12 protein-coding genes are annotated in these 17,797 nt (G+C 72.5%); 6 read left to right on the top strand and 6 right to left on the bottom strand.

All coding sequences use genetic code 11. The features are described from left to right. Positions 1 to 14 precede the first annotated feature (14 nt). From MTF65_RS20740 to MTF65_RS20750, 3 genes are all read left to right on the top strand, one after another. On the top strand, positions 15 to 1,397 hold the full coding sequence (locus MTF65_RS20740) for a TIR-like protein FxsC (RefSeq protein ID WP_243630375.1): 1,383 nt from the start codon (positions 15 to 17) through the stop codon (positions 1,395 to 1,397). Continuing rightward, positions 1,381 to 5,373, top strand: a complete 3,993-nt coding sequence (gene fxsT, locus MTF65_RS20745; protein ID WP_243630377.1) for an FxSxx-COOH system tetratricopeptide repeat protein — start codon at positions 1,381 to 1,383, stop codon at positions 5,371 to 5,373. Before MTF65_RS20740 ends, fxsT begins: the two co-directional genes overlap by 17 nt. An 81-nt stretch (positions 5,374 to 5,454) precedes the next feature. Beyond that, on the top strand, positions 5,455 to 6,351 hold the full coding sequence (locus tag MTF65_RS20750; protein WP_243630378.1) for a DUF4231 domain-containing protein: 897 nt from the start codon (positions 5,455 to 5,457) through the stop codon (positions 6,349 to 6,351). A gap of 31 nt (positions 6,352 to 6,382) precedes the next feature. Here MTF65_RS20750 and MTF65_RS20755 read toward each other — a convergent pair whose 3' ends face one another. The 3 genes from MTF65_RS20755 to MTF65_RS20765 all read right to left on the bottom strand — a co-directional run bounded on the left by MTF65_RS20755 (position 6,383) and on the right by MTF65_RS20765 (position 9,856). Further along, entirely contained in the window at positions 6,383 to 6,862 is a 480-nt protein-coding gene (locus MTF65_RS20755; protein WP_243630379.1) for a hypothetical protein, read from the bottom strand. 138 nt (positions 6,863 to 7,000) lie between these two features. Further along, positions 7,001 to 7,897, bottom strand: coding sequence for a S1 family peptidase (locus MTF65_RS20760; protein WP_243630380.1), 897 nt, complete (start codon positions 7,895 to 7,897; stop codon positions 7,001 to 7,003). A gap of 498 nt (positions 7,898 to 8,395) precedes the next feature. Beyond that, positions 8,396 to 9,856 carry a DUF5685 family protein gene (locus MTF65_RS20765; RefSeq protein ID WP_243630381.1) on the bottom strand — a complete coding sequence of 487 codons (1,461 nt, stop codon included), beginning with the start codon at positions 9,854 to 9,856 and terminating at the stop codon, positions 8,396 to 8,398. A 283-nt stretch (positions 9,857 to 10,139) separates the two neighbouring features. Here MTF65_RS20765 and MTF65_RS20770 point away from each other — a divergent pair, with 283 nt between their 5' ends. After that, the gene (locus MTF65_RS20770; protein WP_243630382.1) at positions 10,140 to 10,598 is read left to right on the top strand and encodes a cell division protein SepF; all 459 of its coding nucleotides are present in this window, start codon (positions 10,140 to 10,142) and stop codon (positions 10,596 to 10,598) included. Positions 10,599 to 10,607: 9 nt separating this feature from the next. On the opposite strand, the gene MTF65_RS20775 is transcribed toward MTF65_RS20770, so the two are convergent. Together MTF65_RS20775 and MTF65_RS20780 are read right to left on the bottom strand one after the other, a co-directional pair. Then, positions 10,608 to 11,780: an acyl-CoA dehydrogenase family protein gene (locus MTF65_RS20775; protein WP_243630383.1), complete on the bottom strand. Its 1,173-nt coding sequence runs from the start codon at positions 11,778 to 11,780 to the stop codon at positions 10,608 to 10,610. 301 nt (positions 11,781 to 12,081) lie between these two features. Continuing rightward, positions 12,082 to 13,758 carry an MFS transporter gene (locus MTF65_RS20780; protein ID WP_374207264.1) on the bottom strand — a complete coding sequence of 559 codons (1,677 nt, stop codon included), beginning with the start codon at positions 13,756 to 13,758 and terminating at the stop codon, positions 12,082 to 12,084. A 305-nt stretch (positions 13,759 to 14,063) separates the two neighbouring features. On the opposite strand from MTF65_RS20780, the gene MTF65_RS20785 reads away from it, so the two are divergent. Both MTF65_RS20785 and MTF65_RS20790 read left to right on the top strand, forming a co-directional pair. Beyond that, entirely contained in the window at positions 14,064 to 15,179 is a 1,116-nt protein-coding gene (locus MTF65_RS20785) for a hypothetical protein (RefSeq protein WP_243630384.1), read from the top strand. 206 nt (positions 15,180 to 15,385) lie between these two features. After that, positions 15,386 to 16,456 carry a phosphatase PAP2 family protein gene (locus tag MTF65_RS20790; protein WP_243630385.1) on the top strand — a complete coding sequence of 357 codons (1,071 nt, stop codon included), beginning with the start codon at positions 15,386 to 15,388 and terminating at the stop codon, positions 16,454 to 16,456. Positions 16,457 to 16,822: 366 nt separating this feature from the next. Here the strand turns inward: MTF65_RS20790 and MTF65_RS20795 are convergent, their stop codons facing one another. After that, positions 16,823 to 17,794: a YafY family protein gene (locus MTF65_RS20795; RefSeq protein WP_243630386.1), complete on the bottom strand. Its 972-nt coding sequence runs from the start codon at positions 17,792 to 17,794 to the stop codon at positions 16,823 to 16,825. Positions 17,795 to 17,797: the final 3 nt, after the last annotated feature.

Genomic DNA, 17,797 nt, shown 5'->3' on the forward strand with positions numbered 1-17,797 from the left:
GGGACGGGGGTCGTGTGCCCGCATCAGTGCAGCCGTATTTTTTTCTCAGTTACGCGCATACGCCGAGATTCGGGGCCGGGGGGCCCGACCCCGACATGTGGGTCGAGCGCCTCTATCGCGATCTCTGTAGCCACGTCATGGCGCTGACGGATCTGCCCGCCGGATCCGAAGCGGGTTTCATGGACCGGGAGATACGCAGCGGCGAGGGCTGGTCGGAACGGCTCGGGATGGCGCTCGCCACCTGCCGGGTCTTCGTCCCCCTCTTCTCGCCGCGGTATTTCGCCAGCGAGATGTGCGGGAAGGAGTGGTTCGCCTTCGCGCAGCGCGCCATTCAGCACGGCGCGATCAGCAACCAGCCGGCCGAGGCCATCGTGCCCGCGCTGTGGGTTCCGGTGCCGCCGTCCCAACTGCCCGGCCCCGCCGAGCGGTTGCAGTTCAACCACAACACCTTCGGCGAGCGCTACGTCACCGACGGGCTGTACGGGCTGATCAAACTGCGCGGATACGCCGAGCAGTACGAGAGGGCCGTGTACGAACTCGCCAAGCGCATCGTCCGGGTCGCCGAGACCGTCCGCCTCGAATCCGTCCGCCCGGTGGACTACCGGGTGGTGCCGAGCGCCTTCGGATCTCCCAGCAGCCCCGCCCGTACCCTCCACGTCACCGTGGCGGCCGCGTCCCGCCACGATCTGCCGGAGGGCCGCAGCCCCGAGTACTACGGGGACAGCGCGCTGGAATGGAATCCGTACCACCCGGCCTCCCAGCGCCCCATCGCCTACGTGGCAGAGGACCTGGTGCGCAACCTCAACTACCGGACCACCATGAGCTCCTTCGACGACGAGGCCGGGCACTTCGACAGCAAACAGCCGCCGACCCGGCCCGAGATCCTGATCATCGACCGGTGGGCGGTGGACGACGAGCAGCGCCGCCGGCGGCTGGCCGCCTTCGACCAGGAGTCCCGGCCGTGGATCAACGTGGTGGTCCCGTGGAACCGCTACGACCACCAGAGCCGCGCCCGGGAGAACGAGCTGGCGCACCAGCTGGAGGACACCATGCCCGTCAAGATGAGCCAGGGCCGGGCCGCCTGCCGGGCCGCCGCCAACGGTGTGGCCAACATGGAGACCCTCGGGCAGATCCTGCCGCAGGTGGTCGAGGCCGCCGCCCAGCAGTTCCTCAGACACGCGCAGGTGTACCCACCGGCCGGCGGCACCCCCACCGAACGCCCGCGGCTGCTCGGCCCGATGGGGATGAGCGGGCCGCCCGCACCGCCGCGCGCCCCCTTCCCACCGGACGCCGACCGCGACCGCCACGACGGCCAGAGCCGCCGGAGCCGCCACGAGCGCGATGCCACAGCCGAAACCGAGACCGACCGGGGGGACACGGATGACAGCGAGTCGTGAGAGCAGCAGCCGTGACGGACGCATCGTCACCTTCTACTCGTACAAGGGCGGTACGGGCCGCACCATGGCACTGGCCAACACCGCCTGGATCCTCGCCGCCAACGGCAAGCGGGTGCTCGCGGTGGACTGGGACCTGGAGGCGCCCGGCCTGCACCGGTTCTTCCACCCCTTCCTGGACCCCTCCACGCTCGGGGCCACCACCGGGGTCATCGACCTGATCAGCGAGTACGCCTGGGCCGCGACCAGCCCGGCGCAGCGCGCCGACGACTGGCACAAGGACTACGCGCGGATACAGCCGCACGCCGTGTCCCTCACCCCCGAGACCCTGGGCTGGGAGTTCCCCGACGGCGGCACCCTCGACTTCGTCTCGGCGGGCCGGCAGAACCGCGAGTACTCCGCGACCGTCTCCACCTTCGACTGGGACAACTTCTACGACCGGCTCGGCGGCGGCCTCTTCTTTGACGCCTTACGCGCGGACATGAAGCGCAACTACGACTACGTCCTGATCGACAGCCGCACGGGCCTCTCGGACATCGCCGACATCTGCACGGTGCACCTCCCGGACGTCCTCGTCGACTGCTTCACCCTCTCCGACCAGTCCATCGACGGCGCCGCCTCCGTCGCCCGGCAGATCGACGAGCGGTTCAACGACCGCGGCATCAAGATCTACCCGGTCCCGATGCGCATCGACGAGGGCGAGAAGGAGAAGGCCGACGCGGGCCGCGCACTCGCCCGGATCAAGTTCGACCGCTTCCCCAACGGCCTCGTCGGGGACGAGCTCACCTCCTACTGGGGCGCGGTGGAGATCCCGTACCGCCCGTACTACGCGTACGAGGAGACCCTGGCCACCTTCGGCGACGAGGCCGGCCTCACCAACTCCCTGCTCTCCGCCTTCGAGCGGCTCACCGCCGTGGTCACCGAGGGCGAGATCACCTCCATGCCGGCGATCGGCGAGGAGGTCCGGCTGCGGATCCGCGACGCCTTCACCCGGCGGCGCCCCGCGCTGCCCGCCGACCTGTTCCTCTCCTACGTCGCCGAGAACCGGATGTGGGCCGACTGGATCGAGTCGGTGCTCACCCGGGCCGGCTTCCGGGTGGTCCCCAGGGACGTCTCCGCGGAGCGCGCCCCGGCCGCGTCCGTCGGGGGCGCCCACGGCGACACGCTGGGCGCGGGCATCAGCATCGACACCGCCGCCCGGACCGTGGTGCTGCTCTCCAGCGCCTACCTCAAGTCCGCCCGGGCGGTCGAGGTCTGGGAGCGGGCGGCCGCCGAGGACCCGACCGGGGGCCGGCGGCAGCTGGTGCCGCTGCGGGTGGGCGACGTACGCCTGTCCACGCCGTACATCGACCGGAACCCGGTGGACCTCTTCCGGCTCGACGAGGTGCACGCCACCACCGCCCTGCTGCGCGCGGTCGAGCGCCCGATGGCGCTGCCCGACAGCGTCGCCAGCGCCTCCCAGCCCGGCCCCCGGTTCCCCGGGACGGTGCCGAAGATCTGGAACGCGCCGCCCCGCAACCCCGGGTTCACCGGCCGCAGCATCGTGCTGGAGCGGATGCGCGACCAGCTCGGCGGCGGCATGGCCGTGGTGCTGCCGCAGCCGCAGACCCTGTACGGGCTCGGCGGCGTCGGCAAGACGCAGGTGGCGCTGGAGTACGTCCACCGGTTCATGGCGGACTACGACCTGGTCTGGTGGATCTCCTCGGAACAGACCGACGACGTGGTCGCGGCCCTGGCGGAGCTGGCCGTACGGCTGGGCGCGCAGACCGGCGAGGACATGTCGGCCGCCTCGCAGGAGGCGATCGACCTGCTGCGGCGCGGGGTTCCCACCTCGCGGTGGCTGCTGGTCTTCGACAACGCCGACGATCCCGAGACGCTCAAGCGGTTCTTCCCGCCGGGCGGTCCGGGCCACGTGCTGGTGACCTCCCGCAACCAGTCCTGGTCGCAGTACGGGGACGCGCTCCCGGTGGACGTGTTCCTGCGCGAGGAGTCCATCGAGCACCTCCAGCGCCGGGCCCCCGGGCTGACCAAGGACGACGCCGAGCAGGTGGCCGTCGCGGTGGGCGACCTGCCCCTCGCGGTCGAGCAGGCGGGCGCGTGGATCGCGGAGACCGCGACGCCGGTGTCCGCGTACCTGGAGCAGCTGGCGGAGCAGGCCGCCCGCGTGCTGGGGCTGAACCAGCCCCCCGGCTACCCGGAGCCGGTGGCCGCCACCTGGAACGTGTCCATCGAGCGGTTGCAGTCACGTTCCCCCGCCGCCGTACGGCTGTTGCAGCTGTGCGCCTTCTTCGCGCCGGAGCCGATCTCGGCGAACCTCCTCTACAGCAAGGAGATGATCGACGCGCTGAAGCCGTACGACTCCTCGCTCCAGGAGAAGCTGGTGCTGGGCCGGGTGATCCGGGAGATCGGCCGGTTCGCGATGGCCAAGGTCGACCAGGTCAGCAACAGCATCCAGGTGCACCGCCTGGTGCAGGCCGTGATCCGGGCGCAGCTCTCGGAGGAGGAGCAGCGCGAGGCCCGGCACGCGGTGCACCGGATCCTGGCCGGTGCCCGGCCGGACGACGACGAGCCGATAGACAACCCGGAGACCTGGCCGCGGTTCAACACGATCTGGCCGCACCTGTCCCCGTCGGAGGCCCGGTTCTGCCGGGAGCCGGAGACCCGCCGGCTGATGATCGACCGGGTCCGCTACCTGTGGAAGCGCGGTGACTTCAAGGCCGCGTACGCGCTGGGCGAGGAGCTGCGCGAGACCTGGAAGGAGACCCTCGGCAACGACGACCTCCAGTACCTGTACCTGCGTTTCCACCTCTCCAACATCCTTCGCTCGCAGGGCCGGTTCGTGGAGGCGAAGGAGCTGGACGAGGTCACCCTGGAGCGGCAGCGGGCGGCGCTCGGCCCCTCGCACCCGCACACGTACATGACCACCAGTGGTCTGGCGATGGACCTGGGCGCGCTCGGCCGCTACGGCGAGGCGATGGACCTGGCGAGGGCCGCGCACGAGGGTTTCGGCCAGATCTTCCACGAGGCGCACCCGCGCACCCTGGCCGCCGCGAACAACCTGGCGCTGAACCTGCGCATGGTCGGGCAGTACGCGCGGGCCAGGGAGATCGACCAGGAGGTCTTCGACCGGCGTACCGAGGTGCTGGGCACGGACCACCCGTACACCCTGTCCTCGGCGCAGAACCTGGCGCGCGACCTGCGCGAGGTCGGCCGGTACGAGGATTCGGTGCAGCTGCTGAGCCGGACGTACGAGATCTACAAGCGGCAGCTGGGCCGGGCCTTCCCCGGCACCCTGTCGGCGGCGAAGAACCTGGCGGTCTCGCTGCGGCGGGCCGGCGACGTGGAGGACGCGCTGCGACTGACCACCGCGACCCGCAACCGCTACCGGGCCAAGTACACCTCGGTCAACCCGGACCTGCTGGCCTGCGAACTGAACCTGGCCGCCGACATGTTCGCGACCGGTGACCCGGGCGGGGCGCGGGATCTGGCCCAGGAGGTGGTGGACGAGTACATGAAGGTGCCGGGCGAGCGGCACCCGTACACCCTGGCCGCGTTGAACAATCTGGCGGTCTTCCACTGGGGTACGGGTGCGGCGGAGACCGCCGAGACGATACTGCGGCAGACGATCCGGTCCATGCGCGAGGTACTGGGCGACAACCACCCGCACACCATCTTCGCCCACCTCAACCTGGCCAACGCCCGCGCCGACCAGGGCGATCCCGAGGGCTCCCTGGAGCTGGAGCGGACGGCGGTGGGGCGGCTGCGCGAGGCGCTCGGGGCGCATCACCCGGAGACCCTGGCGAGCGCCTCCAACATGGCGGTCAGCCTGGACTCGATGGGCCGCAAGGAGGAGGCGGCCCGGGTCCGGGCCGATGCGATCTCCGAGCTGACGCGGCTGCTCGGCGAGGACCACGGACTGACCCGCTACGCCCGCGACGAGCGACGGGTCCACCGCGACCTGGAGCCGCTGGCGGTGTGATCCGACGGTGGGCGGCGGGGACCTCGGGTCCCCGCCGCCCCCACCCGACAGCAGACTGGGGGGTTCGCTGTGACCGACAGCATGACCTTTCGAAACGAGGACCTGCCGGCCCTCTTCCACCACACCGACCAGGCGGCGATCTCCCGGCAGCGGGAATCCACCCAGGCCACGCGCGCCCAGCTGTTGCTGCTCGTCGCGGCCGCCGGGGCCGCCGCCCTGCCCGCGGCGCCGACGGTGGCCTCGCTGCACGTGTTCGGGGCGCTGAGCGTGCTCGCGTACGCGGGGGTGCTGGCCGTGGGCGTACGGGCGACCAGGCGCCGGGCGCGCCCGCAGTGGCAGCTCAACCGCAGCGCGGCCGAGTTCATCAAGTCCCTGGCCTGGCGGTACGCCGTGCACGGGGCGCCGTTCGGCGGCGAGGCGGACGGCACGGAGGCGGTGTACCGGACGCGTCTGGAGAAGGGGCTGGACGAACTCCGCAAGATGGGCTGGGAGGATCCGCGGACGGCGGGCCTGGTGCCGGAGGGCGGGGAGATCACCGGCGCGATGCACCGGCTGCGCGGGATGGGCTACCAGACGCGGCGGGAGACGTACGTACGGGACCGGCTCATCGAACAGCGCAACTGGTACCGGCGCAAGACGGAGGTGTCGCGGCGGGCCACCTCGCTGTGGTCGTGGACGATCGTGCTGCTGACCTGCCTGGGTCTGCTGTTCGCCCTGTTCGGGGCGTTCGGTTCGGGTTCGGTGGCGGGGCCGACGGGGCTGTTGAGCTCGGCCGCCGCGGCCGCCGTCGCCTGGAACGAGGTGCGGCGCCACCACCCGCTGATCGAGGCGCACACCCTGATCGAGCAGGACCTGGCGGCGATGATGGTCGTGATGCAGACGACCATCACCGAGTCGCAGTGGCCGTCCGCGGTCTACGAGACCGAGCGCTACGTCTCGCCGCAGCACACGGACTGGCTGGCCAGGCACAGCAGCTGACGCCGCCGGGGCGTGCTCCTGGGACTGCTCCCTAGTCCCGGGTCACGCCCTCGCGCCAGATGACGGTGACCGGCTTCCCGAGGGCCCGCGCGTAGGCGACGATCTCGCCGGTGCCGCCGTGCCCGCGGGCGGGCAGGCCGTCCCAGACGGCGACGAGCCGGTCGCACGATTCGGCGATGTAGGTGCCGGCGGCGTAGTAGGCCGCGTCGGTGGAGCGGGCGAAGTCCATCCGGATCTCCTGGGTGGCCCGCCCCTTGAGCCGCAGGTAGCGGGCCAGGGCCTCGGCGTCCTCGAAGGCCTCCTCGTAGTCCCCGCTGGGGATGACCACGGTGAGGTCGGCGCCGCATTCCAGCGCGATGGCGGCGAACAGCTGGTCCGCTCCCTCGGCGAGGCTGGACAGGGCCTCCAACGGCCCCTCGTGGTCCCGCAGTACGGCCCGCAGGCGGTCCTTCACATGGCCGAGCACCTCGCCGGGAATCGACCGGTGCCCGGTCACGCCGATTCGTTTCATGCGGAAACCTGCCTCCCCCCGGGGACACGTACGCCCTGGACATCCTCCCAGAAGGCGGGAGGACGTCCAGGGGTGTGACGGGGGCGCACGGAGCGGTGTCCGGAGCTCCGTCCGGAGCGGTGTCCGCGCCGTTCCCGGTCAGTAGACGCTGACTCCGTAGGCGCCCAGGGCTTCCACCACGGGCTGGAAGAAGGTGGTCCCGCCGGAGGAGCAGTTGCCGCTGCCGCCCGAGGTGAGGCCGACCGCGCGGGTGCCTGAGTAGAGGGGGCCGCCGCTGTCGCCGGGTTCGGCGCAGACGTTGGTGCGGATCATGCCGTAGACGATGTCGCCGCCGCCGTAGTTGACGGTGGCGTTGAGGCCGGTGACCGACCCGCTGTGGGTGCCGGTCGTGGAGCCGCGCCGCTTCACGGCCATGCCGACGGTGGCGTTCACCGCGCTGCTGATGTCCTGGCTGCCGACGGTCCCGGGCGGGACCGGCGAGTTGCTGGCGTATTTGATGAGGCCGTAGTCATTGGTCGGGAAGCTGGATCCGACGGTGCTGCCGACGACGGTGGTGCGGGCGGAGTTGCTCCACCAGGTGCCCGCGCCGTCGGTGCAGTGACCGGCGGTCAGTGCGTAGTACGTGCTGCCGCTGCGCACGTTGAAGCCGAGCGAGCAGCGCCAGCTGCTGGCGTAGATGGCGTCTCCGCCGGAGACGAGCTTGGTCAGCTTGCCGGGGACGCGCTCGATGCGCAGGGCCGCCGCGTCGGCTCCGGCCTCGCGCTTGATCTTGGCGAGGTCGGCGGCGGTGACGGTGGAGTCGGCGGTGACCATGAGGGTCCCGGTGGCGGGGTCGGTGTGCCAGGCGGTGCCACCGACGTCGGCGCGCAGGACCGAGGCGTCGGCCGAGGCGAGCCGGGCGGCGCTGAAGCCGGTGTCCTTGTCGTCCCGAGGAGTGTCCGCGCTCGCCGCGCTGGGTGCGGCGAGCGCTGCGACGGCGGCCAGGCCGGTGGCCACCGCGAGCAGCCTGGTACGGGTGATGCTCTTGATCCTCACTTCTCGTCCTCCCGGAAGGGATCGGGGGCCCGGCGAACGTGGGGGTGCCGGTGCCCGTGAGGCGCGGTCGCGGGCACGGCGGGCGCAAGGGCTCGATTCGTGCATTTGACGCGCCCCTGACAAATTCCTGACCAGCCTGCGACCAGCACTGTCGGGAGTGTCGTGGCGTCAGTTACCGGTCGCAAGGGCGCCTTTCAGCCGTCGCGCGCCCCCGCGCGCCCGCCCGTCGGCGTTCTGGTCGGCGGCGAGTACGACCTCGCCGCACGAAGGGCTCCCCGTCGAGGTGGATGCCGTCACCGGGGGCGGCGGACAGCTCCACCCCGTCACCGACGGTGCGCCGGTTTCCCGGAACGGCTGGAATTCGCCCTTCCGGGTGCCATGTCCGCCGGGCGGCGTGCGGATCGTCTGCGTCGTCGTTCATGCCGCTCAGCCCTTCCACGCCCGCCCGGACGGGAACCACGGGGTACGCCGTCCGGGCCTGTGGATACTGACGTGGTCTCAGCAGTCGCAGCCGCAGCAGTCACAGTCGCAGCATCCACCACCACCGCCACCGCCACCGCCATCGCTGCCACCGCCGCCGCCGCCGTCGCTGGGAGCAGCGTTGGTGGGGCTGCCGTCGCAGCACTCGCAGCACTCGCAGGCGTCGCACCACGGGTCGCGCTTCTTGCGTGACCACGGGCCCTCGTGCTCGGAGCAGCACAGCCGGCAGGTGCAGAACAGCCCGATGGCCACCGCGCAGCCGGCCAGTAGTCCGCGGCGCGGCTTGCGCCCGGGAGGCCCGCCGTGGCCGCCCGGACCGCCGTGACCGCCGCCGCCCGGACCCCACGGCCCTCCCGGGCCCATGGGCGGCGGCGCCCCGGGGCCGCCGGGGGCGGGCTGCCCGTACGGGTTCGCGCCGCCGTACGGGGCACCGGCGTACGGGGCGCCGCCGTACGGGGCGCCGCCGTACGGGGCGCCGCCGTACGGGGCACCGGCGTACGGGTTCGCGCCGCCGCCGTACGGCCCGCCCGCGTACGGGTCGCCGGGGCCCTGTCCCTGGCCGGGGCCCTGCGGCTGTCCGTATCCCCCCTGGCCGGCCGCGTTCACCACCCCGTGCCGACAGGTGCCGAGCCCGAAGGCCCGGTCCACCGAGGTCCGCAGCTCGTGCACCAGCAGCCGGTGCGCCAGACCCGCGTCCGCGAACTCCACCTCGCGCAGCGCCAGCCGGATCCCCTCAAGGGCGTCGTCGCACAGCCGCCGCGCCTCGGTGAGGGAGGTCCCGGTGGCCGTGAGCGGGTTCCAGGCGCCCGCGGCGGCGTCGGCGGCCTGGTCCTCGACGGCGTCCAGCAGGTGCGCGAGCCGCCCGAAGTACCGGCCCGCCTCGGCGAGCGCGGCGGTGTTGCCTGGCCGTCCCGCGAGGATCGCGGTATGCGCGAAGGCGGCCGCGGTCGCGGTCTCCGTCGGCTCTGTCACCACCAGCACGGGCGTGCCGAGCCCGGCCAGGGCCTCGATGCCGCCCTGCCGGTCCACGGCGTCCACCAGCACCGCGGTGTCGAAGCCGAGCGAGGCCCCGGTGCGCGCTCCGGCCCGGTCCCAGCCCCTGGCCACCGTGCGCGCGGCGGCGGCGATCGGGGCCCGCGCCAACAGCCCGTCCCGGTCGGCCACGTGGTCCCGTACCTTCGCGGAGGCCAGTACGAGCGAGACGGCGGCCGCGAGGCGGGCCCCCTCGCCGTTGGCCACGGGGGCGGTGCGCATCCCTCGCAGCGGACAGGGACCGGCGGTGCGCCGGGTGCCGGGCGCCGGACCGGACTGAGCCTCCGTCAGAACGGAGACGAGCAGCCCGTCGTAGTTGGTGACGATCCGGGCGAATTGGCCGTGGTCACCGCGAAGTGCCAGGCAGAGTCCGCAGAGATGGGCCATCCACTCCGTCTTGAAACGTTCGCCCAGGCGGTGCGTACAGGGCCTGACGATGCCGAACAATGCGTTCCCCCGTGTGTCATACGCGTACGTGACGGGCATCGTATCCAGCCAGTTCGTTCACCCGTACGCCACCACCGCTCACCCACGCGGCAGCGGCAGTCGTATTTTCACTCAGTCAGCAGTGGTAGCTGTCAGGAACCTTGACCGTGCAACGGATGTTCTGCACCAGTACCGTCACGAAACCCCTGCGCGGCGGCTATCCACTTGGCGCGTTGTCAGCATCATGGACGACCATAGGGACGCGGAGAAGAAGACAGACTGATCGCGGTGAAAGGAGGCGTCCATGGGTTCGGTGCGCAAGGCGAGTGCCTGGTTGGGTCTCGTGGAGGACAGCGACGACGAGCGGTACTACGACGACGACTACGCGGAGGCGGTGGAGCGGCAGCACGGCTCGGTCTCCGGCCCCGGCGACCAGTGGGTCACCGACCCCCGGGTCCAGGTGGCCTCGGAGTCGGCCGTGGACCAGGGCCGGCGGATCGCGACCGTCACCCCGGACGGCTTCCGTGACGCGCGCGGCATCGGCGAGCTGTTCCGCGAGGGTATCCCGGTGATCGTGAACCTGTCGTCCATGGACCCGGGCGACGCGAAGCGTGTCGTCGACTTCGCGGCCGGCCTGACCTTCGGGCTCCGCGGTTCGATCGAGCGGGTGGCGACCAGGGTCTTCCTGCTGACCCCGGCCGACACCCAGATCGTGAGCGGCGAGCCCGCCGGCCGCTCGCGCGACTTCTTCAACCAGAGCTGAGCAGGGCCCTCACCGGAAGGCGTCGAGCCCGGTGAGCGCCTTGCCCAGCACCAATTGGTGCATCTCGACGGTGCCCTCGTAGGTGAGGACCGATTCGAGGTTGGTGGCGTGTCGCATGACGGGGTATTCGAGCGAGATCCCGTTGGCCCCGAGGATGGTCCGCGCCGTGCGGCAGATCTCGATGGCCTCGCGGACGTTGTTGAGCTTGCCGAAACTGATCTGCTCGGGCCGCACAGTGCCCGCGTCCATCCGCCGCCCCAGGTGGTGGGCGAGCAGGATCCCCTTGTGGAGTTCGAGGGCCATGTCCGCCAGCTTGGCCTGGGTGAGCTGGAAGCCGCCGATCGGCTTCCCGAACTGCTCCCGCGTCTTCGCGTAGTCGAGCGCGGACTCGAAACTGGCGCGCGCCGCGCCCATCGATCCCCAGATGATCCCGTACCGCGCGTGGCTGAGGCAGCCGAGCGGTCCCTTGAGCCCGGTGACACCGGGGAGCACCGCGTCGGCGGGCAGCCGTACGTCGTCCATCACCAGCTCGCTCGTCACCGAGGCGCGCAGCGACCACTTGTGCTTGATCTCCGGTGCGGAGAAGCCTGCGCTGTCGGTGGGCACGGCGAACCCGCGGATCCCCTCGTCGGTCTGCGCCCACACGACGGCCACCGCCGCGACGCTGCCGTTGGTGATCCACATCTTGCGGCCGTTCAGCACCCAGTCGGCGCCGTCGCGCTTGGCGTACGTACGCATCGCGGCGGGGTCGGAGCCCACGTCGGGCTCGGTCAGCCCGAAGCAGCCGATCAGCTCGCCGGCCGCCATGCCGGGGAGCCAGCGCTGCTTCTGCTCCTCGGAGCCGTACTTCCAGATCGCGTACATGGCCAGCGAGCCCTGTACGGAGACCAGCGAGCGGATCCCGGAGTCGGCGGCCTCCAGCTCCAGGCAGGCCAGGCCGTACTGGACGGCGCTGGCGCCGGCGCAGCCGTATCCCTGGAGGGACATCCCGAGCGCGCCGATGGCGCCGAGCTCCCGGGCCAGTTCCCGGATCGCGGGCAGCTCGCCGCTCTCGTACCACTCGGCGATGTGCGGCAGGACCCGGTCGGCGGCCCAGCCGCGGACGGTGTCCCGGACGGCGAGGTCCTCGGGCCCGAGGAGCTCGTCGAGCCCGAGCGGATCATGGGGCAGGAACGCGGACACTGGGCCTCCCGGCGGCCTGAATACGGAACCTAGCAGCGCAAGTTTTCACGCTCCGCCGACGCTATGCGCCTCCGCCGAGCAAATCCAGCCCCGAAGTCTCAGCCCCGCACTTTCAGCCCCGCCGGCGTTTGAGGCTCCCCGCCCGCAGCCAACCGGCTCCGCCGCAGTCTCCGCCCCGCCGCCGACCGAGGCGCGGGGTCCGCGCCAACCGGCTCCGCCGCAGTTTCAGCCTCGCCGGCGATTGAGGCGCGGGGTCCGGGGCAGCGCCCCGGCGGCGGCGCCGCTCCGGAGGACCCGGCGGTCAGCCCGCGTGCTCGACCGGGGACGGCCGCGCCTCACCCGTCGCCTGCGCGGGCAGCCGCACCGGCTCGGGCGGCGCCATACCCTCCACCGCCCCGCATTCCATGGCCCGCGGCAGCTTCAGCGCCATCACCGCGCCCGCGAGCAGCAGCCCCGCGCTCACCAGCAGCGTCACGTGCAGCCCGTGCACGAAGGAGTGCCGCGCCGCGGCGTACAGCGAGGCCCCCGCCGGCCCCCCGAGGTGCGCGGCGATCTGGTAGGCCTCGCCCAGAGAGTTCGCCGCGCCCGCCGAGTCCGCCGCCGGAACCCCCGGCACCCGCGCGAGCCCCGGCGCGTACGCCGCGTTCATGACGCTGCCGAGCAGGGCGATGCCCATCCCCGCGCCCAGCTGGTACGAGGTCTCGCCGATCGAGGCGGCGCCGCCCGCCGTGGCCACCGGCGCCTCGCTCAGCATGGACTCGTACGCGGCGAACAGCGTGGTCTGCAGCCCGAAGCCGAGCAGGATGAACCCCACCGTGAGCAGCACCGGCCGGTCCTGCTGCCCCATCAGCGTCAGCAGCAGCACCGCGAAGGCGGTCAGCAGGAAGCCCGAGGACACCATCGTGCGCGGCCCGATCCGGGCCAGGGTGTAGGACCCGGTGGCGCCGGCGGCCATGGCGGCGAAGGTGAGCGGCAGCAGCCGCAGCCCCGTCTCCAGCGGGCTGAGGTGCAGCACCAGCTGGAGGTACTGCACGGCGATCAGCTCCAGGCCGACCAGCGCCAGCATGGCGAGCACGATGCAGCCGACGGACGTGGAGAAGGCGGCCCGCGAGAACATCCGCATGTCGATCAGCGGGTGCGCCCGCCGCTTCTGCCGCCGGACGAACAGCACTAGCAGCGCCACCCCGAGCAGCAGCGGGACCAGCGACCCGGCGTCGGCCAGGTGCCGCTCCGCGCCGATCCGCTTGACCCCGAGGACCGCGCCGAGCACACCGGCGGCGGCCATCAGCGCGCCGAGCACGTCCCACGGCCCGTCGGAGGAGCCCTTCGACTCCGGCAGCAGCCAGCGGCCGAGCGGCAGGATCAGCGCCATGAGCGGGATGTTGATGAGGAAGACCGAGCCCCACCAGAAGTGCTCGACGAGGAAGCCGCCGAGTACGGGCCCGCCGGCCGCCCCGATCGCGGCGACGGCCGTCCAGATGCCGATGGCGAGGGCCCGCTCGCGCCGGTCGGGGAAGACCTGGCGCAGGATCGACAGCGTGGCGGGCATGATCATCGCGCCGCCGATGCCGAGCAGGGCGCGGGCGGCGATGAGGACGTGCGCGTTGTCGGCCAGGGCGGCGATCGCCGAGGCGACGCCGAAGAGTCCGTAGCCGAGGAGCAATATCCGGCGGCGGCCGACCCGGTCGCCGAGGGTGCCGAAGAGGATCAGCAGCGCGGCGCAGACCAGGGGGTAGGCGTCGACGATCCAGAGGAGTTCGATCGGGCCGGGGCGCAGGTCCTCGGTGAGGGACGGGACGGCCACGTGCAGGATCGTCGCGTCGAGCGCGACGAGGACCAGGCTGACGCAGAGGACGGCGAGGACGAGCCAGCGGTTGGCCCCGCCGGACACCGCGTGCATCCGCTGCCGGAGGGAGGGAGCCGGGTGGTCACCGGCGCAGCCGGCGGACCTGCGGTCGGCCGCGTTCGTCCCCGACATCCATGTACCTCCCAGGTGAGCCCTCACACTCGGCGGACCAGCGTCTGGCGGAGCCGCTGGGGTGTGGTGCGCAGTGCGGCGTCCTACGGGGTCCGGCATCGACGTGCGAGTGAACGGTCAGCGTACGCGAGTTCGCTGGTCCCACACGTGGTCAAGCTCTCATCCCGGCGGCGGTCGCCGTGTGGTGTGCGCCACTCTCGCCCGGGCCCTCGCCCAGGACCCCTCACCTCGCCCTTCCCCCGCGTACACGGCTGCTCACGGCCCGTGGTTCCGACCGTCCCGCCCCTGCGGTGCCACCGATAATCATGCCTGTGAAAGATCTTGGATTTCGCCGGGCCGCGCCCGCGCTGGCCGTCTTCGCGGCGGTCCGCCTGCTCGGGCTGACCGTGCTCGGCGTGTGGGGAGCGGCGGCCGGAAGCAGCCCGCACACGCTGCTGTCGGCGCGCTGGGACTCCCTCTGGTACGCCCGGATCGCCGCCGAGGGATACGGGTACGAGGTGGTCCTCCCGAACGGGGCCGTCCACTCGAACCTGGCCTTCTTCCCGCTGCTGCCCTGGCTGGAGCGACTGGTGGCGGCGCCGACCGGGCTGTCCCACGGCTCCGCGGGCCTGGTGGTCTCGGCGGTCGCCGGGCCGGCCGCGGCCTGGGGGATCTTCGCGGTCGCCGACCTCCTCCACGGCCGCCGCGCCGGGGTCCTCGCCGTGGCGGCCTGGGCGGCGCTGCCCGTCGGCATCGTGCTGTCCATGGCGTACAGCGAGGCGCTGTTCACCGCGCTCGCCGCCTGGGCGGTGTACGGGGCGCTGCGCGCGCGGTGGCTCACGGCGGGCCTCCTCGCGGCCGGGGCCGGGCTGACCCGCCCGGTCGGCGCCGCGGTCGTGGCGGCCGTGTGGGTGGCCGCCGTGCTCGCCCTGCGGCGGGGGGAGCGGTCCTGGCGGATGGCGGCCGGGGTGCTGCTGGCCCCGCTGGGGGCGGCGGCGTACGTGCTGTGGGTCGGGGCGCGCACCGGCGGCGGACTGCTCGGGTACCTGGACGTACAGGGCGGCTGGGGCAACGGCTTCGACGGCGGCTGGGCCTTCGCCCGTTTCATCGGCGCGCGGCTGGCCTCCTCCGCCTTCCTCGCGGGCGTCGGGCTGATCGCGGGCGTCGCGCTGGTGCTGTGGCTGTACGCGCTGTGCGTACGGCAGCGGCAGCCGGCCGCGCTGCTCGTGTACTGCGGGATCGTGGTGGCCCTCGCCCTGTGCGCGTCGGGGTACTTCGGCTCCAAGCCCCGGCTGCTGCTGCCGGCGTTCCCCCTGATGTTCCCGGTGGCGGTGGCGCTGGCCCGGTGGCGGACCGGGCGGGCGGCCGCGGCGCTGGGGGCGGCGGCCGCGGCCTCGGCGGTGTACGGGGCGTTCTGGCTGAACGGGTCGGGGCCGCCGTAAGGAGGGCGCCGAAAGGAATTCGACCTGCCGGAATAAGGTTCGGGTAAGCGCGGGAAACAATAGCCGGACGGTGAATCACCGCGGCTCCAACCAATGCCACGACAAAGGGAATTAAGTACCGCGTGAGACCAACTCCACATCACATGGTCATCACAAACCCCGTGATTCGACCGGGCTGAGCAGCGTCGCGCGGTAACGTCGATTCAGTGCGTACCGAACATTTCCTGACCCGTCTGGACCGGGCGTTCGCCCGGCTCGACCGGGAACCAGAGCGACCGGCTCATCTGCAAACGCCGCGGATGAGCCGGCACCGCGTCGTGCTCCTGGCCTCGACCCTGGCCTTCTACCTCGCCATGGTGGTGGCCGTGCTGACCACCTCCTGGCTGGTCCGGCTGGACTGGCAGATCATGTTCTTCCGGCCCTACGAGCAGTGGCCGCAGCTGCACGCCTTCCTCGACTACCTCGTCGTACTCGGCCAGCGCGGACCCACCGCGGTCATGGTCGCGGCCTGGCTCGGCTGGCGCTCCTGGCGCCAGCACACCCTGCGCCCGCTGATCACCCTCGGCGTGGCGCTGCTGCTCCTCAACATCACCGTGGGCGCCGTCAAGCTCGGCCTCGGCCGGCTCGGCCCGCACTACGCCACCACGATCGGCTCCGCCGAGCTCTTCGCCGGCGGCGATATATTCCCCTCCGGCCACACCGCCAACGCCGTCGTGACCTGGGGAATCCTGGCCTATCTGGCCTCGACCGCGATCACCCGGCGGGTGCTGTCCGTGGTGTCCGCGGTCGTCTCGCTGAGCGTCGGCGCCACGACCGTGTACCTCGGCACCCACTGGGTCAGCGACGTGCTTCTCGGCTGGTCCGCAGGCCTGTTGATCCTGCTGGCGCTGCCCTGGTTCGAGCCGCTGATCGCCCGGATCGAGGCCTACGTCTTCGAAATCCGCGAGCGGATGCGCCGCCGCCTGGAGGCGGGAGGGGTGCCCGAGCCGGTCGCGGTCGCGCTCACCCCGCTGCTCTCCGCGGGCGGGAAGTGGCAGCGCCCGCGCCGACGACCTGCGGTGCCCGTGTCCCCGGCGGCGCGGCCCGCGCCGGCCGCCGCCCCGTCGGGGCACTCGCCGGTCACCGTCCGGCCCGCCGCGCACCTGCCCGGCCGGCCCCACGTGATCCGCTCCGAGCGCACCCCGGTCACTCCGGCCGGCAGCCGCCGCCCGGCACACACCGAGCGGGCGGGGGCCGGCGCGCGCGGGACCTCGGCCCATCCGGTCGTCGGCGGCTGAGCCGCCCGGCCCGCGGGGGCGGTACGCACGACTCCCCCCGCGGCACGCACCCACCCTCGCGGCGGGCCGGTCACCCTCCGGCCCGCCGCGGGCATTTGGGGCGGGGTCGTCCATTTGCCCAAGGCGTCAGCAACGCGCCGGGACGTTCGCCCATCCCGGGTCACGCTTGGGTCACGGAATGTCGACAGTTCTTTGACAGACACGCGTTCGCCCGAGTGGGCCCGAAAAGCGCGCACGGGCCGTTATTTTGCCGCGCGCGACACACCCGCCGGAGAGGTTCTCCCGAATTCCAGCGGAGAGTCAACGAATTCCTGTAGAGGGATTGCCGACCGCTGATGCGGACCATGTGATTCCCCCTCACATTCCTTACGTTTCCTTCACCGCCACGGCCCGTCCCAGCCGGTCCCGGGCGTCCCTGATCCGGTCGGTCAGCTCCGGCGGCTCGACCACCTCGAACTCACAGCCGAGCAGCATCAGGTGGATCACCAGCACATCGAGGCTCACCGCCCCGGTGCGCAGCAGACAGCTGTCCGCGTCGATCTCCTCCAGGGCGCCCTGCACCGGCCCGATGGTCCGCCGGGCCGCCTCCGCCGACACCCTCAGCCGCACCACCGCCTGCGCCGCGTACGCGCGCTGCGCCACGCCCCGCGAGACGTACGCGGCGAGGTCCTCGGCGGGCGCGGGACGCGGGACGAAACGCGGGCCGTGCGGCGGTCTGGGCTCGATCCGGTCGGCGCGGAAGGTCCGCCAGTCCTCCCTCTCCAGGTCCCAGGCGACCAGGTACCAGCGCCGCTCGGTGCACACCAGCCGGTGCGGCTCCACCGTGCGGCGGGTGACGGCGCCCTCGTGGTCGCGGTACCCGAAGCGGAGCAGCTCGCTGTCCCGGCAGACAGAGGCGAGCTCGGTCAGCACGGACGCGTCGACGGTGGACCGCTGCGGCCCGCGCAGCATCGGCACGGTGAACTCGTTGAGCGCCGAGACCCGCCCCCGCAGCCGCCCCGGCAGCACCTGCTCCAACTTGGCCAGGGCCCGTACGGAGGCCTCCCCGATCCCCTCGACCCCGTTCCCGGCGGCCGTCCGCAGCCCCACCGCGACGGCCACGGCCTCGTCGTCGTCCAGCAGCAGCGGCGGCAGCTCGGCCCCCGCGCCCAGCTGGTACCCGCCGCCGGTGCCGGGACTGGCGTTCACCGGGTAGCCGAGCTCCCGCAGCCGGTCCACGTCTCGGCGCACCGTGCGCGGGGTGACACCGAGCCGCGCCGCGAGATCGGCCCCGGTCCATTCGCGGTGGGCCTGCAACAGGGACAGCAGGCGCAGCAGTCGTGCGGAGGTCTCCAACATGCC

The organism is Streptomyces sp. APSN-46.1 (genome assembly GCF_022815725.1).
Classification (GTDB): Bacteria; Actinomycetota; Actinomycetes; order Streptomycetales; family Streptomycetaceae; genus Streptomyces.